At 38.8% G+C, this 22,259-nt stretch carries 17 protein-coding genes and 2 pseudogenes; all 19 read left to right on the forward strand.

Annotated features, from left to right (window positions below; genetic code table 11):
* Positions 1-56: 56 nt before the first annotated feature.
* Positions 57-1,880: a translation elongation factor 4 gene (gene lepA / locus QM917_RS03900; protein ID WP_414284929.1), complete on the forward strand. Its 1,824-nt coding sequence runs from the start codon at positions 57-59 to the stop codon at positions 1,878-1,880.
* A 298-nt stretch (positions 1,881-2,178) separates the two neighbouring features.
* Positions 2,179-2,410, forward strand: a pseudogene (locus QM917_RS03905) (transposase); the annotation flags it as partial.
* A 587-nt stretch (positions 2,411-2,997) separates the two neighbouring features.
* Positions 2,998-3,396 (forward strand): annotated as a pseudogene (locus QM917_RS03910) (hypothetical protein); the annotation flags it as partial.
* A gap of 256 nt (positions 3,397-3,652) precedes the next feature.
* Entirely contained in the window at positions 3,653-4,129 is a 477-nt protein-coding gene (locus tag QM917_RS03915; protein WP_371558994.1) for a PTS sugar transporter subunit IIA, read from the forward strand.
* A 39-nt stretch (positions 4,130-4,168) separates the two neighbouring features.
* Complete coding sequence (locus QM917_RS03920; RefSeq protein ID WP_000590576.1) at positions 4,169-4,474, forward strand: PTS sugar transporter subunit IIB; 306 nt, start codon at positions 4,169-4,171, stop codon at positions 4,472-4,474.
* Between the two features lie 44 nt (positions 4,475-4,518).
* Positions 4,519-5,994 (forward strand): PTS galactitol transporter subunit IIC, encoded by a 1,476-nt coding sequence (locus tag QM917_RS03925; RefSeq protein WP_301560186.1) that lies wholly within the window; start codon positions 4,519-4,521, stop codon positions 5,992-5,994.
* A 103-nt stretch (positions 5,995-6,097) separates the two neighbouring features.
* Entirely contained in the window at positions 6,098-6,991 is an 894-nt protein-coding gene (locus QM917_RS03930) for an aldose 1-epimerase family protein (RefSeq protein ID WP_414284930.1), read from the forward strand.
* Positions 6,992-7,250: 259 nt separating this feature from the next.
* Positions 7,251-7,676, forward strand: a complete 426-nt coding sequence (gene lacA, locus QM917_RS03935) for a galactose-6-phosphate isomerase subunit LacA (protein ID WP_000029280.1) — start codon at positions 7,251-7,253, stop codon at positions 7,674-7,676.
* A gap of 30 nt (positions 7,677-7,706) precedes the next feature.
* The gene (gene lacB / locus QM917_RS03940) at positions 7,707-8,222 is read left to right on the forward strand and encodes a galactose-6-phosphate isomerase subunit LacB (protein WP_414273611.1); all 516 of its coding nucleotides are present in this window, start codon (positions 7,707-7,709) and stop codon (positions 8,220-8,222) included.
* A 10-nt stretch (positions 8,223-8,232) separates the two neighbouring features.
* A complete protein-coding gene (locus tag QM917_RS03945) occupies positions 8,233-9,162 on the forward strand; it encodes a tagatose-6-phosphate kinase (protein WP_414284932.1) in 930 nt (309 codons plus the stop codon).
* A 1-nt stretch (position 9,163) separates the two neighbouring features.
* Positions 9,164-10,144, forward strand: coding sequence for a tagatose-bisphosphate aldolase (lacD, locus tag QM917_RS03950; protein WP_414284933.1), 981 nt, complete (start codon positions 9,164-9,166; stop codon positions 10,142-10,144).
* Between the two features lie 232 nt (positions 10,145-10,376).
* Positions 10,377-11,213, forward strand: a complete 837-nt coding sequence (locus tag QM917_RS03955) for a PRD domain-containing protein (protein ID WP_414257624.1) — start codon at positions 10,377-10,379, stop codon at positions 11,211-11,213.
* Between the two features lie 34 nt (positions 11,214-11,247).
* On the forward strand, positions 11,248-11,565 hold the full coding sequence (locus QM917_RS03960) for a PTS lactose/cellobiose transporter subunit IIA (protein WP_045763395.1): 318 nt from the start codon (positions 11,248-11,250) through the stop codon (positions 11,563-11,565).
* Positions 11,565-13,256: a lactose-specific PTS transporter subunit EIIC gene (locus tag QM917_RS03965; protein ID WP_414273615.1), complete on the forward strand. Its 1,692-nt coding sequence runs from the start codon at positions 11,565-11,567 to the stop codon at positions 13,254-13,256. The genes QM917_RS03960 and QM917_RS03965 overlap by 1 nt, the downstream gene beginning before the upstream one ends.
* A gap of 282 nt (positions 13,257-13,538) precedes the next feature.
* Positions 13,539-14,945: a 6-phospho-beta-galactosidase gene (gene lacG / locus QM917_RS03970; protein ID WP_414284935.1), complete on the forward strand. Its 1,407-nt coding sequence runs from the start codon at positions 13,539-13,541 to the stop codon at positions 14,943-14,945.
* 42 nt (positions 14,946-14,987) lie between these two features.
* Entirely contained in the window at positions 14,988-15,242 is a 255-nt protein-coding gene (locus QM917_RS03975) for a DUF3884 family protein (RefSeq protein ID WP_281334879.1), read from the forward strand.
* Positions 15,243-15,548: 306 nt separating this feature from the next.
* On the forward strand, positions 15,549-18,131 hold the full coding sequence (locus QM917_RS03980; RefSeq protein WP_414284936.1) for a pneumococcal-type histidine triad protein: 2,583 nt from the start codon (positions 15,549-15,551) through the stop codon (positions 18,129-18,131).
* Between the two features lie 153 nt (positions 18,132-18,284).
* Complete coding sequence (locus QM917_RS03985) at positions 18,285-19,214, forward strand: metal ABC transporter solute-binding protein, Zn/Mn family (protein WP_414284938.1); 930 nt, start codon at positions 18,285-18,287, stop codon at positions 19,212-19,214.
* A gap of 7 nt (positions 19,215-19,221) precedes the next feature.
* Entirely contained in the window at positions 19,222-22,224 is a 3,003-nt protein-coding gene (locus QM917_RS03990) for a pneumococcal-type histidine triad protein (protein ID WP_414284940.1), read from the forward strand.
* Positions 22,225-22,259: the final 35 nt, after the last annotated feature.

Raw genomic sequence — 22,259 nt, forward strand, 5'->3', positions numbered from 1 at the left:
TGTCAAAATGTTAAAAACAATTTATAATTAATAGATACCCTGAAAGGAAGAGAATGATGAACTTAGAAGAATTGAAAAAACGACAGGAGAAGATTCGTAACTTCTCTATTATCGCCCATATTGACCATGGAAAGTCAACACTAGCTGACCGTATTTTGGAAAAGACAGAGACAGTTTCCAGTCGTGAAATGCAAGCCCAACTTCTTGATAGTATGGATTTAGAGCGTGAGCGTGGAATTACTATCAAGCTTAATGCTATCGAGCTTAATTATACGGCTAAGGATGGTGAGACTTATATCTTCCACTTGATTGACACACCTGGACACGTGGACTTCACTTATGAGGTATCACGTTCCCTAGCTGCCTGTGAGGGTGCTATTTTGGTGGTCGATGCTGCTCAAGGGATTGAGGCTCAAACCCTTGCCAATGTTTATCTGGCCTTGGATAATGATTTGGAAATCATGCCAGTTATTAACAAGATTGACCTGCCAGCTGCAGATCCAGAGCGCGTGCGTACAGAGATTGAAGATGTGATTGGTTTGGATGCTAGTGAAGCAGTCTTAGCATCAGCTAAAGCCGGTATTGGTATCGAAGAAATTCTCGAGCAAATCGTAGAAAAAGTGCCAGCGCCAACAGGTGATGTGACGGCGCCGCTTAAGGCTTTGATTTTCGACTCAGTATATGATGCCTATCGTGGAGTTATCCTCCAAGTTCGTGTCATGGATGGAGTAGTCAAACCTGGTGATAAGATTCAGCTCATGAGCAATGGTAAGACCTTCGATGTAACTGAAGTCGGAATTTTCACACCTAAAGCAGTAGGACGAGACTTCCTTGCGACAGGTGACGTTGGTTATATCGCGGCTTCAATCAAGACTGTTCAGGACACACGTGTCGGTGATACAGTAACCTTGGCGACAAATCCAGCGACCGAACCACTTTCAGGATACAAGCAGATGAATCCAATGGTTTTCGCAGGTCTCTATCCAATCGAGTCAAATAAATACAATGACCTTCGTGAAGCTCTTGAAAAATTGCAACTCAACGATGCTAGTCTTCAGTTTGAACCTGAAACTTCTCAAGCTCTTGGATTTGGTTTCCGTTGTGGTTTCCTTGGACTTCTTCATATGGATGTTATTCAGGAACGTTTGGAACGTGAGTTTAACATCGACCTTATTATGACTGCACCATCTGTTATCTACAAGGTTAATCAGACTGATGGTGAGTCTATGGATGTGTCTAATCCATCCGAGTTCCCGGATCCTACAAAGATTGCAACTATCGAAGAACCATATGTTAAGGCACAAATCATGGTACCGCAAGAATTTGTCGGAGCAGTAATGGAATTAGCTCAGCGCAAACGTGGTGACTTTGTGACCATGGATTATATCGATGACAATCGTGTTAATGTTATCTATCAAATCCCACTAGCTGAGATTGTCTTTGACTTCTTCGATAAACTCAAATCTTCGACACGCGGTTATGCAAGCTTTGATTACGAATTGTCAGAGTATCGTCCATCTAAGCTGGTGAAAATGGATATCCTTCTTAATGGTGATAAGGTGGATGCTCTTAGCTTTATCGTTCACAAGGACTTTGCCTACGAACGTGGGAAACTCATCGTTGATAAGCTCAAGAAAATCATTCCTCGTCAACAATTTGAAGTTCCGATCCAAGCAGCAATTGGGCACAAGATTGTCGCGCGTACAGATATTAAAGCTCTTCGTAAAAACGTGCTTGCTAAATGTTACGGTGGTGACGTTTCTCGTAAACGTAAACTCCTTGAAAAACAAAAAGCTGGTAAGAAACGCATGAAAGCCATCGGTTCAGTAGAAGTCCCACAAGAAGCCTTTCTCAGCGTATTGAGCATGGATGAAGAATAGTTGAGCTCTCAAGAAAAAATAAGATAAATATAAAATAATGATTTTTTAAGAGGCTGGGTAAAAAGTCAATTTTCTCCGAAAATGAAAAAATATAACGCATAGTATCAAGGTTTTCAACATCTGATATTATGCGTTTTTCTGATTTTAAAGACTTTTTGCCCAGCCTCTTTTCTTAATGTTTGACAAACGCGCCAACCTCAAGTATAGCAGATTGAACTTAGAATAGTACACTACAAATTCTAAAACATTTTTAGAAATTGATTTGACTTTCCTAATCTCTTTGTTCATATCTTCTTTCAATCAACTATACAAGTTTGGGAATCGACATTTCTGGGCGGAAGGTTATTATGTGAGTACAGTAGGGCTTAATGAAGGCACAATAAGGAAATATATCCAAGATTAAAGAAATTATCCAGTGGATGATTTCTTCACGAGTATAAAAAATTTGAGAACGAGTATGGGATGATATAGCACTAGATAAATTAAGTGTGAAAGAATATGAGGATCCCTTTAGGGATAGTGGTAAGTGACGAGTCAAGAGCGATGAGGCTTGAACAAGGTGAAAGCCAGCGTCTTTAGGCGCTGGCTGGTAATGTGGACTTATAGCCTTAGTGCAAACCACCCGTTAGATGGGTGGTTATGTATTTTTGATTTTTTTCAACTTTTATTATACAATAAAACCAAATAAAAAGAAAGCGGTAACAATATGCTTAAGGCGAAAATTTTATATATATTTTTATGTTTGATCGTTATCGAAACTACAGGCTTGTTGTTGTTGAAAAGAGGTCTCGAAATGGGTTATTTTGGCACAGAAGCTATTATCCTCGCAATTTTTTCATTTGCTTTTTACAACCTATGTTCATTCGCTTGGGTCTGCTCTACAATAAAAAACAATAAAAAATAAATAGACGTATTTTTAGTCAGAACCTCTCAAAAAACGCATTTTCTTGCACCTGCTCCGTAAATATGTTATACGGACTCTGCGAAAAAGTGATAGTTTTCTAAGCCATGAGCAATGGAAAAGCACCAGCAGTACGAATGCTGAGGCTTCTTTTACGTGGTTGCGAATCACGTCCAGACCAGTGGCACTTAATCATCGCCTTTCTTATCTAGCCAGACAGAAGAAACTCAAATAGTAGGTTCAGATGATTATGGCTATGTAAAAATTCCTAAATCATGGGTTCATTTCAAAGAAATTGAAGGTGGAGATGATATTCAGTACTGTGATGGGACGGATGTCAATATTGTAACTCTCAATACCTTTAAACCTTAGCAGTTTGGTATTAGTGAAAGTGAGTACGCTGCGCTTGAAACTGTTCAAATTTCAACTAGCATTTATGAATCTAAACAGAAAAGTCAAGAATTTTCCAAGGTATGGGGGTCAAAATCAACTATCGGTGGCTATGAGGCCTATGTAGTAAACTGTATTGCTAAGAATGGGAAATATTTAATTATCTGGTTTTTTAAATCCGATGATGGTAAGTTTAGATATGTTTCTCTTGAAGGTGTTCCATAGGTATTAAAAAATCTCCTTCCAATGGTGGAAGAAAGTTGGACCAATAAAAAGAGTTAATATCGTGAAAACAGGAGGCATTCCTGTTTTTTGTTTTACTTATTAAGAAATTTATAAAAAATATGTTTGAAATTATTAAATGTTTAATTCGTAAACAAAAAAAATAAAAATCAAACAAAATGCAACAAAAAAATATTGACAACGGTTTCATATAGTGTTATACTTATACCATAAAAGTTAAATATGAAGGGAGAAGGTCATGGGATTAGATCATTTCTTTGACAAAGACCTAGTCTTTTGCTTAGAAGCAGATAATCAAGAGCAACTTTTCGATCAAGTTGCAACCATATTGGAAGAAAAGAAAGTTGTTACAGAGACCTATCGTTCGGCCTTGATTGAACGTGAAAAATCGTTCCCAACTGGTTTGGATATGGAGTTTTTAGGGAAGGATTTGCCTAACGTAGCTATTCCTCATACTGATACAATTCATAATCTAACTGAAAATGTTGTCGTGGTTCGTCTGGAAAAACCAGTAACGTTCCACAATATGATTGCCCCTGATAAGGAAGTAGAAGTATCATTACTCTTCTTTATCATCAACAATTCAAGCTCAAGTCAAACAAATATTCTTGCGCAGTTGATGGACTTCTTTACAGGCAATGGTCATCTTGAAGCGCTCTCTAAGATTACGGAACCTGAAGCTTTGTTCCAATATATCTCAGAAGCGACTGCTTAATTTGTTAATAATTTTTATATAAAAACGGAGGAAATCCAAATGATTAAAATTCTTGCTGCTTGTGGTGCAGGTGTTAACTCAAGCCACCAAATTAAAAGTGCTCTTGAAGAAGAACTTTCTAACCGTGGGTACGATGTTCAATGTGATGCTGTTATGGTAAAAGATGTCAATGAAGACTTGATTAAAGGTTATGATATCTTCACACCAATCGCTGCTACTGATTTAGGTTTTGAACCAGGTATCCCAGTTGTTGAAGCAGGACCAATCTTGTTCCGTATTCCAGCTATGAGCGCTCCAGTTTATGACAATATTGAAGCAGCTATCAAAGAACATGGTCTAAGCTAATTATTAATTTGTAAATATTCCATAAAAATAAAGGGAGGAAAATTATGGATTTCATTATTGACTTGGCCAATAAAGTATTCAAGCCAATCTTGGATATGGGTGGCCCAATTATCATGCTGATCATTTTGACAGTATTGGCTTTACTATTTGGAGTGAAATTCTCCAAAGCACTTGAAGGTGGTATCAAACTTGCCATCGCACTTACTGGTATCGGTGCTATCATCGGAATGCTTAACGGAGCTTTCTCAGCTTCTCTTGCAAAATTCGTTGAAAATACTGGTATTCAATTGAACATCACCGACGTTGGTTGGGCACCACTTGCTACAATCACTTGGGGTTCAGCTTGGACACTTTACTTCTTGCTTGTGATGTTGATCGTCAACATTGTAATGCTTGCAATGAAGAAAACTGATACACTTGACGTCGATATCTTTGATATCTGGCACTTGTCTATCACAGGTCTTTTGATTAAATGGTACGCTGACAACAATGGAGTTAGCCAAGGAGTTTCACTCTTCATCGCGACTGCAGCAGTTGTCCTTGTAGGGGTTCTTAAAATCATCAACTCTGACTTGATGAAACCAACATTTGATGACCTTCTTAACGCACCAAGTTCATCACCAATGACTTCAACTCACATGAACTACATGATGAACCCAGTTATCATGGTTTTGGATAAGATTTTTGATAAACTCTTCCCAGGTCTTGATAAATACGACTTTGACGCTGCTAAATTGAACAAACGAATCGGTTTCTGGGGATCTAAATTCTTCATCGGTTTCATCCTTGGTATCGTTATCGGTTTGATGGGAACTCCACATCCAGTTCCTGGTGTTGAAGGTGCTGAAAAATGGGAACTTGTTATTAAAGGTTGGTTGTCACTTGGTTTGACTGCCGGTGTCTGCTTGGAGCTCTTCTCATTGATCGGTTCATGGTTCATCGCAGCCGTAGAACCACTTTCACAAGGTATTACAAACGTTGCTACTAAACGTCTTCAAGGACGTAAATTCAACATCGGTCTTGACTGGCCATTTATCGCTGGTCGTGCTGAAATCTGGGCTTGTGCCAACGTACTTGCACCAATCATGTTGGTTGAAGCTGTGCTTCTTTCAAATGTCGGAAATGGTATCTTGCCACTTGCTGGTATCATCGCAATGGGTGTAACTCCAGCTCTCTTGGTAGTTACTCGTGGTAAATTGCTCCGTATGATTATCTTCGGAACACTCTTGTTGCCACTCTTCCTTCTTTCAGGTACACTTATCGCACCATTTGCAACAGAACTTGCTAAAGGTGTAGGTGCCTTCCCAGAAGGTGTAAGCCAAACTCAATTGATTACTCACTCAACTCTTGAAGGACCAATCGAAAAACTATTTGGTTGGGCAATTGGTAATGCTACAACTGGTGATATCAAAGCTATCCTTGGCGCATTAGTATTCCTAGTATTCTACGTTGGTATCTTTGCATGGTACAGAAAACAAATGATCAAACGTAATGAAGAATACGCAGCAAACGCAAAATAATTCGCTCCTAAAAATGTAAATTGTAAAAACTAGGTTGTCAGTTTCCAAATCTGGAGTCGACAGCCTAGTTTTTTTAGGTCTTAAATAAATGGAGGTAATTCTAATGATTGAATTAAAAACAGAACAGCTATGTGTACAGTTTCAAACTTTTGGTGGTGCACTTTCTTCAATAAAAGACAAAGATGGAATGGAGTATTTGTGGCAGGGAAATCCAACTTATTGGAGTGGACAAGCACCTGTTTTATTTCCAATTTGTGGATCCGTTAGAAATGATAGTGTCTTGTATGATCAAGAAGATGGTAGTCAAGTAACAGGTAAAATTCCACGTCATGGATTGGTTCGAAAAAAAGAATTTGAATTAGTAGAACAAACAGAGAACTCTGTCACCTTTGCTATCGAAGATGACCAAGAAATGTATGAGAACTATCCCTATCATTTTCGTCTAGAAATAACTTATACTGTTACGGGAAAGACTATTCGAACACAGTATCAAGTTACCAATAAGGAAACAGATAAGAAAATGCCTTACTTTATTGGTGGACATCCTGGCTTTAACTGTCCTTTATTTGATGATGAAGCTTATGAAGACTACTATCTTGAATTTGAAAAGTCAGAAACTTGTACAGTTCCTAAACCATTCCCAGAAACAGGGATGTTAGATTTTCAAGATAGAAGTAGCTGGTTAAAAGACCAAAAAGAATTGGATCTAAACTATGATTTCTTTAGCTATGATGCTGTGACTTTAGATGAGTTAGCCTCTCGCTCTGTTTCCTTACGGTCACGTAAGCATGATAAGGGGTTGAAACTAAACTTTAAGGAGTTTCCAAACCTCATTGTTTGGTCAACGCTCAATAAAGGTCCCTTCCTTGCTCTGGAACCTTGGTCAGGTTTGTCAACATCACTTGAAGAGGGCAATCATCTAGAGGATAAGAAAAATGTTCGAATCTTAAATCCAGGTCAAAGTGATCAAATTGGTTTTGATATAGAAATTTTCTAAAAAATAAACAAAAACAAACACAAACTGTTGACTTTTTTAAACAATAGTAGTATATTATGTTTAGAAAGAACAATTTGTGTTTATTTTAACAAGTTATTCTTCAAATTTCTCCCAGGAGAAGTTTTTAAGAGTGATTAGATGAATCATTCTTAAACTAAAATAGTCAACAAAAACTACTAGTAACTACTTGGTGAAGGAGATTTTCTAATCCAGATCCAAAATATTTTTACTGGTCTATTATAAAAAAGGAGTATACAATATGTCTATTGTTATTGGTGCAGATGCTGCAGGTTTAAGATTGAAAGAAGTCGTTAAAGATTTCTTGGAAAAAGAAAACTTCCACGTTGTGGATGTTACGGCTGAAGGTCAAGACTTCGTTGATGTAACTCTCGCAGTTGCTGAAGAAGTTAAAAAAGAAGAACAGAACCTTGGTATTGTCATTGATGCTTATGGTGCAGGTCCATTTATGGTTGCAACTAAAATCAAAGGAATGGTTGCTGCAGAAGTATCTGACGAACGTTCAGCCTATATGACTCGTGGTCACAACAACTCACGTATGATTACTATGGGTGCTCAACTTGTTGGTGACGAATTGGCTAAGAACATCGCTAAAGGCTTTGTAAATGGTAAGTATGACGGTGGTCGTCACCAAATCAGGGTCGACATGTTGAACAAAATGTGCTAATTTTTATATTGAAAGAAAGGTAAGATAAAAATGAGAATTGCAATTGGATGTGACCACATCGTAACAAATGAAAAAATGGCGGTTTCAGAATTTTTGAAATCAAAAGGACATGAAGTCATCGACTTTGGTACTTATGACCACGCTCGTACACACTACCCAATCTTTGGTAAAAAAGTTGGTGAAGCAGTAGTTAGTGGCCAAGCTGATCTTGGTGTATGTATCTGTGGTACTGGTGTCGGTATCAATAACGCTGTTAACAAGGTTCCAGGTGTTCGTTCTGCCTTGGTTCGTGATATGACAACAGCTCTTTATGCAAAAGAACAATTGAATGCCAACGTTATCGGATTTGGTGGTAAAATCACTGGTGAATTGCTTATGTGCGATATCATTGAAGCTTTCATCAACGCTGAATACAAACCATCTGAAGAAAACAAAAAATTGATCGCTAAAATCCAACACGTTGAAACTCATAACGACTATCAAACGGATGCCAACTTCTTTACAGAATTCCTTGAAAAATGGGATCGCGGTGAATACCACGACTAAGAGGTGACCTATGATTTTAACAGTCACAATGAACCCATCCATTGATATTTCCTATCCTTTGGATGAATTAAAAATTGACACTGTCAACCGTGTTGTTGATGTTACTAAAACGGCCGGTGGTAAAGGTCTTAACGTTACTCGTGTCCTATCAGAATTTGGTGACTCCGTAGTCGCAACAGGACTTGTCGGTGGTAAACTTGGTGATTTTTTAGTAGAAAATATTGATGATAAAGTAAGCAAACGTTTCTTCTCTATTCAAGGTGAAACCCGTAACTGTATCGCAATTCTACATGGAGAAAACCAAACAGAAATCCTAGAAAAAGGTCCTGAAGTTCAAGAAAAAGAAGGTCAAGATTTCTTGGCTCATTTCAAAGAACTTTTAGAGACTGTAGAGGTAGTAGCCATTTCAGGTAGTCTACCAGCAGGACTTCCTGTGGATTATTATGCTAATCTGGTTGAACTTGCTAACCTAGCTGGGAAACCTGTTGTATTGGACTGTTCAGGCGCTGCACTTCAGGCAGTTCTTGAGTCTCCACATAAACCATCAGTCATCAAGCCAAATAATGAAGAATTATCTCAACTTTTGGGTAGAGAAATTTCTAAAGATTTGGATGAGCTAAAAGCTGTTCTTCAAGAACCACTATTTGATGGAATCGAGTGGATTATCGTTTCCTTAGGTGCTAACGGAGCATTCGCTAAACACGGTAACACTTTCTACAAAGTAGATATTCCAAGAATTCAAGTAGTAAATCCAGTAGGTTCTGGCGATTCTACAGTGGCAGGTATTGCTTCAGGTCTTTTCCATAAAGAAACGGATCAAGAACTGTTGATAAAGGCAAATGTCCTTGGTATGCTTAATGCTCAAGAAAAAATGACCGGTCATGTCAATATGGCCAACTATCAAGGTCTCTATGACCAATTAATTGTAAAAGAGGTATAAAATGGTTTTAACAGAAAATAAACGCGCTTGTATGCAAAAACTCTCTGATGAGAATGGTATCATCTCAGCTCTCGCCTTTGACCAACGTGGTGCTTTGAAACGCCTTATGGCTCAATACCAAACAGAAGAGCCAACAGTAGCTCAAATGGAAGAACTTAAAGTCTTGGTAGCAGATGAATTGACAAAATACGCTTCATCAATGCTTCTTGACCCTGAATATGGCCTTCCAGCAACCAAAGCACTTGCTCCAAAAGCTGGTCTTCTCCTTGCTTATGAAAAAACAGGTTACGACACAACAAGTACAAAACGTTTGCCAGACTGCTTGGATGTTTGGTCTGCAAAACGTATCAAAGAACAAGGTGCAGATGCTGTTAAGTTCTTGCTTTACTATGATGTAGACAGCTCTGACGAACTTAATCAACAAAAACAAGCCTACATCGAACGTATCGGTTCTGAGTGTGTGGCGGAAGATATTCCATTCTTCCTTGAAATTCTTGCTTACGATGAAAAGATTGCGGACGCAGGTTCTGCCGAATACGCTAAAGTAAAACCACACAAGGTTATTGGTGCGATGAAGGTCTTCTCAGACCCACGTTTCAATATTGATGTCTTGAAAGTGGAAGTTCCAGTTAACGTTAAATACGTTGAAGGATTTGGCGATGGAGAAATCGTTCATACACGTGAAGAAGCAACTGCTTTCTTCAAAGCTCAAGACGAAGCTACTAACCTTCCTTACATCTACTTAAGTGCAGGTGTATCAGCTAAACTCTTCCAAGAAACTCTTGTCTTTGCCCACGAATCAGGCGCAAACTTCAATGGTGTTCTTTGCGGACGTGCAACATGGGCTGGATCAGTTGAAGCTTACATCAAAGACGGTGAAGCAGCAGCTCGTGAGTGGTTGCGTACAACTGGATTTGAGAACATTGACGAACTCAACAAGGTTCTTAAAACAACAGCAACTTCATGGACTGAACGTGTGTAAACTTCCCCCTTTATGTCCTAAAACCTAGTAAAAAAACTTTTAAAAAAAGTTGTATGTAAAGGTTTACAAAATAAAAATCTTGTGCTATACTTAAATCACAAGTTAATACAAAGTGAGTGTTACTAAGTAATATTAGGCATGATCACAGATGACTCAGAGGTAAATTTTCTGAGTTCGTTTGTGGTCATTTTTTATGCTCACAAAACTTAAATAATAGGGCAAGGAGGTTGCCATGTATCGGATATTAAATCCAATGAATAACAATGTTTCTCTCGTGCGGAATAGCAAAGGAGAGGAGTTGATCGTAATTGGTAAGGGTATTTCATTCGGTAAGAAGAAGGGAGATTTGATTTCTGAGGATCAGGTTGAAAAAGTTTTCCGAATGAAAACAGAAGAGTCGCGAGAAAACTTTATGGCTCTTCTCAAGGATGTACCGCTTGATTTTATTACGGTTACTTATGAGATTATTGATAATCTTTCTAAAAAATATCAATATCCTGTCCAAGAGTATCTATACGTCACTCTGACAGACCATATCTATTGTTCTTATCAGGCTATTAGTCAAGGACGCTATAAGGATAGTAACTTGCCTGATATTTCTGCCAAGTATCCTATCGCTTTTCAAATTGCACAAGAAGCCTTTGAAATCTATCGTCAAAAACTGACGGAAAATTTTCCTGAAGACGAGATCATTCGTATCGCTTATCACTTCATCAATGCAGAAGGTGAAAATGAAGTCGAAGTTGTTGAGTCGATTGATAAGAGAAAGGAAATTTTAAAGAGTGTTGAAAGCGTTTTGAAGAGTTATAAAATCCAGCGAACACCTGAAAATAATAATTTCTACGACCGCTTTATGATTCATCTCAATTATTTCTTGGATTATCTGGATCGTAGTCGGGATGATAATCAATCCTTGCTTGATATGGAAGAACATATAAAGAATACCTATCCAGAAGCATTCGAGATTGGTAGCAAAATTTATGAAGTCATTGCACAGGAAACTGGTCTTGACCTCTACAAGAGTGAACGAGTTTATCTTGTTCTACACATCCAACGTTTATTGTCATAACATTTACTAAAAATTATATAAGGAGAAATCTATCATGAATAGAGAAGAAGTAACATTGTTAGGTTTTGAGATTGTTGCCTATGCAGGTGATGCTCGTTCAAAATTATTGGAAGCTTTGAAGGCTGCTGAAGCTGGTGATTTCGCGAAAGCGGATAGCCTAGTTGAGGAAGCTGGTAGCTGTATCGCTGAAGCACACCACGCGCAAACTAGTCTTTTAACCAAGGAAGCTGCTGGTGATGATTTGGCTTATAGCGTGACCATGATGCATGGTCAAGATCACCTGATGACAACAATCTTGCTAAAAGATTTGATGCACCATTTAATCGAACTTTATAAAAGAGGAGCTAAATAATGAATAAGTTAATTGCCTATATCGAGAAAGGGAAGCCTTTCTTTGAAAAACTATCTCGAAATATCTATCTTCGTGCTATTCGGGATGGATTTATCGCAGGAATGCCAGTCATTCTATTCTCAAGTATTTTTATCTTGATTGCTTTTGTTCCAAACTCTTGGGGCTTTAAATGGTCTGATGAAGTAGTAGCACTTTTGATGAAACCTTACAGCTACTCTATGGGAATTCTAGCAGTCTTGCTAGCTGGTACGACTGCTAAATCATTAACAGACTCTGTTAACCGTAGCATGGAAAAAACCAACCAAATCAACTATATGTCAACGCTATTGGCGGCTATTGTTGGATTATTGATGTTGGCAGCTGATCCAATTGAAGGTGGCTTTGCAACTGGTTTCCTTGGTACAAAAGGGTTGCTTTCAGCCTTCCTGGCAGCTTTTGTAACTGTAGCTATCTATAAGGTTTGTGTGAAGAACAACGTTACTATTCGCATGCCTGACGAAGTTCCACCGAATATCTCACAAGTCTTTAAAGACGTTATTCCGTTTACGCTTTCAGTTGTTTCTCTTTATGCTCTTGACTTGCTCGCTCGTCAATTTGTTGGTGCAAGCGTTGCAGAATCAATTGGTAAATTCTTTGCCCCATTATTCTCAGCAGCAGACGGTTATCTTGGTATTACCATTATCTTTGGTGCTTTTGCCTTCTTCTGGTTTGTCGGTATTCACGGCCCATCTATCGTTGAACCTGCCATTGCAGCGATCACTTATGCAAATGCCGAAGTCAACTTGAACCTTCTTCAACAAGGTATGCACGCTGATAAGATCCTTACATCTGGTACACAAATGTTTATCGTCACTATGGGTGGTACAGGAGCAACTCTTGTAGTTCCATTCATGTTTATGTGGTTGTGTAAGTCTAAGCGTAACCGTGCCATCGGACGCGCTTCAGTAGTTCCTACATTCTTCGGTGTAAACGAACCAATCCTGTTTGGTGCACCACTTGTTTTGAACCCAATCTTCTTTATTCCATTTATCTTTGCTCCAATTGCAAACGTTTGGATCTTCAAATTCTTTATCGAAACTCTTGGCATGAACTCATTTACTGCCAACCTTCCATGGGTTACTCCTGGACCTTTGGGGATTGTCCTTGGTACAAACTTCCAGTTCTTGTCATTTGCTCTTGCAGCATTGTTAATCGTAGTAGATATTGTTATCTACTATCCATTCCTCAAGGTTTATGACGAACAAATTCTTGAAGAAGAACGTTCAGGCAAAGCTAATGATGAATTAAAAGAAAAAGTTGCAGCAAACTTCAACACTGCTAAAGCTGATGCTATCCTTGAAAAAGCTGGAGTAGAATCAGCACAAAATACAATCACTGAAGAAACCAACGTACTCGTTCTCTGTGCAGGTGGAGGAACAAGTGGTCTTCTTGCCAACGCCTTGAACAAAGCAGCAGCAGAATACAATGTTCCTGTTAAGGCAGCCGCTGGTGGCTATGGAGCTCACCGTGAGATGTTGCCAGAATTTGACCTTGTTATCCTTGCTCCTCAAGTAGCATCAAACTATGAGGACATGAAGGCTGAAACAGATAAACTTGGAATCAAATTGGCTAAGACTGAAGGAGCTCAATACATCAAGTTGACTCGTGATGGTAAAGGTGCTCTAGCCTTTGTTCAAGCGCAATTCGATTGATGATAGGGACTGTAAAACAGTCTCCTATCATCACGGAAATCGCTATGGCGAATTTCCTAATCGCCTTGTTAATTCGTCGGTAAAAAAATATCGTTTTTACCTCCTCATGTCACAATTCGACTGACCTTGAGGACTGTAAAACAGTCTCCTGATTATATATTTATTTTCCCCCTTTATGTCACTATTTGGTGACTTTGTACAAGAAGTGAGACGGAGATGGGTACCTCACTAACTCCTCTCCGCTCGCTTTTCATTTTATCCAATCAAGAAATAGGTGAAAAAATGACAAAAACACTTCCTAAAGATTTTATATTTGGTGGCGCAACAGCAGCTTATCAAGCAGAAGGTGCTACACATACAGATGGTAAAGGTTCTGTTGCCTGGGACAAATACCTAGCAGATAACTATTGGTACACAGCTGAACCAGCGAGTGATTTCTACCATAAATATCCAGTGGACTTAAAGTTGGCTGAGGAATATGGGGTAAACGGTATCCGTATTTCTATTGCTTGGTCACGTATTTTTCCAACTGGTTATGGTGAAGTAAATCCAAAAGGGGTAGAATTCTATCATAAGTTATTTGCTGAATGTCATAAACGTCATGTAGAACCGTTCGTTACTCTTCATCACTTTGATACACCTGAAGCTCTTCACTCAAATGGAGACTTCTTAAATCGTGAAAACATCGAACACTTTGTAGATTATGCGGCCTTCTGTTTTGAAGAATTTCCAGAAGTAAACTACTGGACAACCTTTAATGAAATTGGACCAATCGGTGACGGTCAATACTTGGTCGGTAAATTCCCACCAGGTATTCAATATGACCTTGCGAAAGTCTTCCAATCCCACCACAATATGATGGTTTCTCATGCACGTGCTGTGAAATTGTACAAAGACAAAGGCTACAAAGGTGAAATCGGGGTTGTTCACGCCCTTCCAACTAAGTATCCATTGGATCCTAAAAATCCTGCAGACGTTCGTGCTGCTGAGTTGGAAGATATCATCCACAACAAGTTTATTCTAGATGCAACCTACCTTGGACACTATTCAGATGCAACAATGGAAGGTGTAAACCACATCTTATCAGTAAATGGTGGTGAGTTGGATCTTCGTGACGAAGACTTTGCAGCACTTGAAGCAGCTAAAGATTTGAACGACTTCCTTGGAATTAACTATTACATGAGTGACTGGATGGAAGCCTTTGATGGTGAAACTGAGATCATCCACAATGGTAAAGGAGAAAAAGGAAGCTCTAAATACCAAATCAAGGGTGTTGGTCGTCGTGTAGCTCCTGACTATGTACCTCGTACTGACTGGGACTGGATCATCTATCCTCAAGGTTTGTATGACCAAATCATGCGCGTCAAGAAAGACTATCCAAACTACAAGAAAATCTACATCACTGAAAATGGACTTGGATACAAAGATGAATTTGTGGACAACACTGTTTACGATGATGGCCGTATCGATTATGTGAAACAACATTTGGAAGTATTGTCTGATGCGATTGCCGATGGTGCAAACGTCAAAGGATACTTCATCTGGTCACTCATGGACGTCTTCTCATGGTCTAATGGTTATGAAAAACGTTACGGACTCTTCTATGTGGACTTTGAAACGCAAGAACGCTATCCAAAGAAATCAGCTCACTGGTACAAGAAACTAGCTGAGACCCAAGTGATTGAATAGTACAACTAGTTATTAGGTATAGAATTTAAGCGAGGAAGGTTTATGCTCAAAGATTTTATCAAATCAATCTATGAAAAAGTTTATATTATTAACTTTGAACATTGCTCTCATGTACCATCCTTGACCAAGGAGCAACTTGCAAGTCTTGGAAAATGGTATGTCTCGACGGGTAAGGAGTGGATTTGTCATTCAGACTATGAATTTGAAGAATTTCAAAAGCTATTTTTAAATCTTGTCAACGCAGAAGATAAGGATAACATTTCCTTTGTTTCGGATTTTATGCCATTTCAACACTAAAATATTATAAAGAGGAATCTATCTCATACTAGGGGATATTCCTCTTTTTTATCTAGATTTTACCTGAAAGTCAAAAAAATTCTTGACAGATTTATGTTATAGGAGTAAACTATTAACTAGTTAAATAACTGGTTAAGCACATAAAGAGGTAACTCACTCGCTCAAATCTTGTTTGAAATATAGAAAATAGGAGGAGTTTTAAAAGTGAGTTATTTTTCTAAATAGATGTTTAACTGGTTAAGGAAGTTCTTTAGGAAAAGGTGTAGTTCTTCTTTAACGAATAAATGAAATAGAAAGTGTATTAAGATGAAAATCAATAAAAAATATGTTCTTGGTTCGGTAGCTCTTTTAGCATTAAGCCTTTCCAGTTATGAATTGGGGCGTTACCAAGCGGTACAGACTAGTAAAGAGTCTAATCGTGTGTCTTATATAGAAGGGAATCAGGCTAGTGCTAAGACTGAAAATCTGACGCCAGATGAGGTTAGTCAGCGAGAAGGTATTAATGCTGAACAGATTGTCGTTAAGATTACCGATCAAGGCTACGTAACTTCACATGGGGACCATTATCATTACTTTAATGGCAAGGTTCCTTATGATGCTATTATTAGCGAGGAACTCCTGATGAAGGATTCGAATTATCAACTTCGAAATGAGGATATTGTCAACGAAGTCAAGGGTGGTTATGTCATTAAGGTTGATGGTCGCTATTATGTGTACCTCAAGGATGCTTCCCATACAGAAAATATCCGTAGTAAGGAAGAAATCAATCGTCAGAAGCAAGAACATGGGCATGATGGTGGATCAAAGGTTAGCAATGAAGTCACTCTAGCAAGGGCTCAGGGACGTTATACGACGGATGATGGCTATGTTTTTAATGCAAGTGATATTATAGAGGATACGGGTGATGCATACATCGTTCCCCATGGCAATCATTTCCACTATATTCCAAAGAGTGACTTATCGGCTAGTGAACTTGCTGCTGCCCAGGCCTTTTTAGCTGGAAAAGGTGGCCAAACAAGCTCAGTTGGGTATCGTCCGTCACCAAATTCTTCTAGCAGCTCATCAGAGGCATCGAATAGTAGTTCTTATGGACAAACAAATCATAGTAATGTTGAGACAAATATTAGAAGATGGGCTCCAACTGTTAGCCCACAAGTGGATAATAGCTATCAAGCAAGTCCAAATGAAGATGTATCTAGTCTTTTGAAACAACTTTATGCCTTGCCACTCAGCCAACGACATGTGGAATCAGATGGGCTTGTCTTTGATCCAGCGCAAATTACAAGAAAAACTGCGAATGGTGTTGCAGTGCCACACGGAGATCATTACCACTTTATCCCTTATTCTCAAATGTCTGATTTAGAGCAGAAGATTGCGAGAATGATTTCTGAAAATTATCAAGGAAATCATACAACTGCAGGTGGTAAAGAATTAAAACCAATTCCGACTCCAAGTCTTCCAAATCCAATCCCTGTTCCAGAGCCTACCCCAATACCAAGTCCACAACCTGTACCAAATCCACAACCAGCTCCAAGCAATCCAATTGATGGAAAATTGGTAAAACAGGCGATTCGAAAGGTGGTTGATGGTTATGTCTTCGAAGAGAATGGAATTTCGCGTTATATTTCTGCCAAGGAACTTTCAGCAGAAACTGTTGCAGCCATTGATAATAAACTTGCCAAACAAGAAAGTTTGTCTCATGAGTTAGGAGCTAAGAAAACCAATCTTGCATCTGGTTATCAAAAATTTTACAACAAAGTTTATGATTTACTAGCAACAGTTCATCAAGATTTGATTTCCAATAAAGGGCGCCAAGCTGATTTTGACGCTTTGGATAGACTATTGGAACGTCTCAACGATGAGTCAAGTGATAAAGTCAAGTTAGTTGATGATATCCTTGCTTTTCTAGCGCCGATTCGTCATCCAGAACGTTTAGGAAAACCAAATGCACAAATAACTTACACAGATGATGAGATTCAAGTAGCCAAGTTGGCAGGCAAGTATACAACAGAAGATGGCTATATCTTTGATCCCCGTGATATCACCAGTGATGAGGGGGATGCCTATGTAACTCCGCATATGAGCCACAGTCATTGGATTAAGAAAGATAGTTTGTCTGAAGCTGAAAGAGCAGCAGGTCAAGCTTATGCTAAAGAGAAAGGTTTGACACCTCCTTCAACAAATCATCAAAGTTCAGGAAATACTGAGGCTAAGGGAGCAGAAGCGATTTACAATCGAGTAAAAGCAGCTAAGAAGGTACCACTTGACCGTATGCCTTACAATCTCCAACATACTGTGGAAGTTAAAAATGGAAGTTTGATTATACCTCATTATGACCATTACCATAACATCAAATTTGAGTGGTTTGACGAAGGACTTTATGAGGCACCTAAGGGGTATACTTTAGAAGAGCTATTTGAAACTGTGAAGTATTATGTCGAACATCCAAACGAACGTCCGCATTCAGATAGTGGTTGGGGTAATGCGAGCGACCATGTTCAAAGAAACCACAATAGTCAAGCTGCTAACAATCAAACAGAGAAACCAACAGAGGAGAAACCTCAGACAGAAAAAATTGAGGAGGAAAAACCTCGCGAAGAAAAACCGAAAAATGAGAAAGCAGAATCTCCAAAACTAAAAGAACCAGAGGAATCAGAAGAAGAATCACCATCGGAACCAGAGGAACCTCAGGTTGAAACTGAAAAGGTTGAAGAAAAACTGAGAGAGGCGGAAGAGTTACTTAAAAAGATTCAGGATCCAATTCTTAAGTCCAATGCTAACGAAACTCTCACAGGATTAAAAAATAACCTGTCATTTGGTTCTCAGGACAACAATACTATTATGGCAGAAGCTGAAAAGCTATTAGTCTTGCTAAAGGAGAGTAAGTAACTATACAACTATTATAGAAGATAAAAAGGGAGCAGAATATGGATTCTGTTCTCTTTTTTATGAAATTGTGTAAAAATTCTTGACATATTTTCTAAATAAAGATAAACTATTTACTAGTTAATTAAATGGTTAAATACTAGTTAAGGAGTTGTTATGAAAAAAAGAAGTATCCTATGGCTCATGATTGCCTTCTTTGCTCTTGTTTTAGGAGCTTGTGGACAAAAAGCCAGTCAAGATAATAGCCATGAAACTAAAGGAATGAAGATTGTGACCAGTTTTTATCCTATCTATGCCATGGTCAAGGAAGTATCTGGTGACTTGAATGATGTTCGGATGATTCAGTCTAGTTCTGGTATCCATTCCTTCGAACCTTCTGCAAATGACATTGCGGCCATTTATGATGCTGATGTCTTCGTCTATCATTCTCATACTTTAGAGTCATGGGCGGGAAGTTTGGATCCAAGCCTACAAAAGTCCAAGGTAAAGGTGTTGGAAGCATCTGAAGGTATGACCTTGGAGCGCGTGCCTGGGTTAGAAGATATGCAGGCTGGAGATGGGATTGATGAGAAGACCTTGTACGATCCTCACACATGGTTAGATCCTGAAAAGGTTGCAGAAGAAGCACAGATTATTGCTGATAAGTTATCCGAACTGGACAGTGCCAACAAGGATACCTATCAGAAAAATGCACAGAACCTTAGTGCCAAGGCTCATGACTTAACTAAGAAATACCAACCCATCTTTGAAAAAGCAAATCAAAAGACATTTGTGACCCAACACACAGCTTTTTCATATTTGGCAAAACGATTTGGACTCAATCAGCTTGGGATTGCAGGAATCTCTCCTGACCAAGAACCAAGCCCAAGACAATTGACTGAAATCCAGGAATTTGTAAAGACTTATAAGGTCAAAACCATCTTTACAGAGAGTAACGCTTCATCAAAGGTAGCTGATACACTTGTCAAATCAACAGGAGTGAGTCTGAAAACCCTCAATCCTTTAGAGGCAGACCCACAAAATGACAAGTCCTACTTAGAAAACCTAGAAGAAAATATGGCTATCTTAGCTGAAGAATTGAAATGAGGAGATTATGAAGATTAATAAAAAATATCTAGCAGGATCTGCAGTGGTCCTTGCCTTAAGTGTCTGTGCTTATGCTTTAAATCAACATCAGGCACCTGAGAAAAAAAATGACAAACGTGTATCCTACGTTGACGGGGAAAAATCTGAAGCCAAAAAGAATGAAACTCTGACACCTGACCAAGTTAACAAGAAGGAAGGAATAGAGGCTGAACAGATTGTTACCAAGATCACAGATCAAGGATATGTGACTTCCCACGGTGACCATTTCCATTACTATAATGGTAAAGTACCTTATGATGCTATCTTTAGTGAAGAACTGGTCATGAAAGATCCGAGCTATCAGTTGCGTGATCAGGATATTGTTAATGAGATTAAAGGTGGCTATATCATCAAAGTGGACGGCAAATACTATGTCTATCTAAAGGATGCTAGCCATGCAGATAATATTCGTACCAAAGACCAAATTGAGCGTCAGAAACAGGAAGGCACATCAGATAGAGGAAATGAAACTAAGGAAGTCCTCGCTGCACGAGCACAAGGCCGATATACAACGGATGATGGTTATGTCTTTAATGCTGCAGATATCATAGAAGATACTGGTGATGCCTATATCGTTCCTCACGGTGGGCATTATCACTACGTTCCAAAGAGCGCTCTATCCTCAAGTGAATTAGCAGCAGCTCAAGCCTATCTAGCTGGAAGAGGAAGTCAGCCAAGTTTGACGAACTATAAACCAAATCCAAGTGTTATACCAAGTTCTCAAGCAGAGAAACCAGCTACAAACAAACCAGTAGCTCAAGCGGACGACCTCCAAAGTCTTCTTGCTCAGTTATATGCTTTACCAGTTAGTCAACGCTATCAAGAATCTGATGGTTTGGTATTTGACCCAGCTAAAATCACCAGTCGTACGGAAACTGGGGTAGCCATTCCACACGGCAATCACTACCATTTCATTCCTTATAGTAGTCTATCTGCTTTGGAGCAAAAGATTGCTCGTTTGATGCCACTTTCAGGTCTTGTAAGTCCGTCAAATCCTGTAGAACATCCAAACAAACCAAGTGAAGACCATGAACACCACCATGACCATGAAGATGCTAATCATGACCATCATAATGATGGAGAAGAACATGATCATGGATTTGCAGCTGAGCGAGTGATTAGTGAGGATGAGCAAGGTTTTGTGGTTTCACATGGAGATCATGCCCACTATTTCTTTAAAAAAGATTTGTCAGCAGAGCAGATAAAGGCAGCGCAAGAACATTTACATGGTCACCATCAGGCAGAGCCTGTAAAACCTCTTGCCAAGACTGTAGAAAGTTTCTCTCGAGATGCCAGCGATGAAGAAAAGATAGCTTATATCTCTAAAACCTATGGTGTTCCGCTTGAAGCTATCCGAATTTCAAATGGATTCTTTGTATTTGGAAATCCAGACCAGGCTTATGACCCAACTCACATTCACCCTTATGCAGTTCGAAAAGAACACGTTCGTATTCCGCTTCAAACAGGCGATGCAGAGCTTGATTTCCTAAACGAACTCTATACAACTGCACTTCGGGATGGTGTCTCTCCATATAGTTTGCAGGTGGAAAATGGCAGCTTCGTCATTCCTCACGGAGACCATAATCACTACATTAAAGTACAGACTAAAGGTTATGAAGTGGCTTTAAAACATAAGATTCCTGCCTTGCAATCCAACTACCAACCAGGTGCCTTTGATGAAGCTACTGTTCAGAATAAAATTGATCAACTTTTAGCAGAAAGTCGCGAAGTTTACAAGGATAAACCAATTTTACAAAGACAAATTGAGCTTGCCTTGGGACAATTCTCTGAAAATATGAAGAAGCTCTCAACAAACTCTACAGCTGGTTATCTGGCTGCTTTAGATCTCTTTGACAAGCAGTATATCCATGTTGATGCTAGCGTAAAACCAACAGAAATCAGTCCTTTAGATAAGAAATATCAAGCTTTAGTAGATAAGATTAATATCTTGGATACGGATGCTTATGGACTTCCTAAGAAGGATCTCTTGGCTCAGCTCCAAGAAAATAAATTGGCTCAAGATGAGGCTGGATTAGATGCAGTAGAAGCAAAACTAGAAGCCTTACAGGACTTTAATGATCGAACTGGAGTTACAACAGTCGAGTACATTAAGTATTTCTATCAACATCTGTCAGATGGTCGTTTAAATGATACTCTTAGAAATAAGGTTGCCAACTTAACTTGGACCCTTTATCAGTCACAATCCTTCCTTAAGGCGACTGACTTAAACAAACTCTTCCCTGAAATCTATCAAACAAAATTAGAGGTAGAAGAAGCAGTGAAGAATGAATCTGTTGCTCATAAACCTTCTGAAACAATTTTAGATACTGAAAAAGTGGATGGTCACAGTGCTAAAACGGCAGTCTATGAATTTTTGAAAGGTTTGTATGATGATATTAAACCTGAGGAACAAAGTAATCATGTTCGAAAAGGTCAAGTAGTAGAACTCTTAACGAAAGCTGAAGAGTTAGTGGCTCAAGTCAAAGAAGAGGGAGTCAAAGCTTCCCTTGCTGACGAAGTGAAAAATCTGAAAGCTGCTCTAGAAAAAGACGATGCAGACCTTGATGAACTAAACACACAAGTTCAAGATCTTCTAAAACGAATTTCACAAACCATTCAGACTGAACGTGAGAATGCCAACCAAGACCCAGAGGTTTTAGTTCTTTATCAAAAACTATACAACGGAGTTATTGCCCTTCATACTTATTTAGAAATGAATAATGGTTCTGATGCTGACTTTGAAAAAGTAGATGCCTTGTTTGATAAATTGTCAGCTGCAAGCAAAGACAAGCAAGCTCTTCTAGCTCTTGCTCAAGAAATTGTCTCATTAAACCAGGAATTTCAATCTAAAGTCAAGCCAGCTGAAGTTAACACCGAAACAGCCAATAAAGAAACAAACGATAAACAAGCTGAGTCAACCTTAACTCCTGCAACTACATCTTCAGAAACAAGAGAAAAAGTAGCAGAATAACAAAAAGTTCAGTCAACTACCGTGTCAAAAGTAGA

Origin of the sequence: Streptococcus infantis (assembly GCF_047460685.1) — a bacterium.
Taxonomy (GTDB): Bacteria; Bacillota; Bacilli; order Lactobacillales; family Streptococcaceae; genus Streptococcus; species Streptococcus infantis_AD.

Coding starts and splice junctions, on each gene's coding strand:
- lacG (WP_414284935.1), top strand. CDS start 13,539: ATGACAAAAACACTTCCTAAAGATTTTATATTTGGTGGCGCAACAGCA.
- QM917_RS03945 (WP_414284932.1), top strand. CDS start 8,233: ATGATTTTAACAGTCACAATGAACCCATCCATTGATATTTCCTATCCT.
- QM917_RS03930 (WP_414284930.1), top strand. CDS start 6,098: ATGATTGAATTAAAAACAGAACAGCTATGTGTACAGTTTCAAACTTTT.
- QM917_RS03975 (WP_281334879.1), top strand. CDS start 14,988: ATGCTCAAAGATTTTATCAAATCAATCTATGAAAAAGTTTATATTATT.
- QM917_RS03915 (WP_371558994.1), top strand. CDS start 3,653: ATGGGATTAGATCATTTCTTTGACAAAGACCTAGTCTTTTGCTTAGAA.
- QM917_RS03960 (WP_045763395.1), top strand. CDS start 11,248: ATGAATAGAGAAGAAGTAACATTGTTAGGTTTTGAGATTGTTGCCTAT.
- QM917_RS03980 (WP_414284936.1), top strand. CDS start 15,549: ATGAAAATCAATAAAAAATATGTTCTTGGTTCGGTAGCTCTTTTAGCA.
- QM917_RS03925 (WP_301560186.1), top strand. CDS start 4,519: ATGGATTTCATTATTGACTTGGCCAATAAAGTATTCAAGCCAATCTTG.
- lacA (WP_000029280.1), top strand. CDS start 7,251: ATGTCTATTGTTATTGGTGCAGATGCTGCAGGTTTAAGATTGAAAGAA.
- lepA (WP_414284929.1), top strand. CDS start 57: ATGAACTTAGAAGAATTGAAAAAACGACAGGAGAAGATTCGTAACTTC.
- QM917_RS03990 (WP_414284940.1), top strand. CDS start 19,222: ATGAAGATTAATAAAAAATATCTAGCAGGATCTGCAGTGGTCCTTGCC.
- QM917_RS03985 (WP_414284938.1), top strand. CDS start 18,285: ATGAAAAAAAGAAGTATCCTATGGCTCATGATTGCCTTCTTTGCTCTT.
- lacD (WP_414284933.1), top strand. CDS start 9,164: ATGGTTTTAACAGAAAATAAACGCGCTTGTATGCAAAAACTCTCTGAT.
- QM917_RS03955 (WP_414257624.1), top strand. CDS start 10,377: ATGTATCGGATATTAAATCCAATGAATAACAATGTTTCTCTCGTGCGG.
- QM917_RS03965 (WP_414273615.1), top strand. CDS start 11,565: ATGAATAAGTTAATTGCCTATATCGAGAAAGGGAAGCCTTTCTTTGAA.
- lacB (WP_414273611.1), top strand. CDS start 7,707: ATGAGAATTGCAATTGGATGTGACCACATCGTAACAAATGAAAAAATG.
- QM917_RS03920 (WP_000590576.1), top strand. CDS start 4,169: ATGATTAAAATTCTTGCTGCTTGTGGTGCAGGTGTTAACTCAAGCCAC.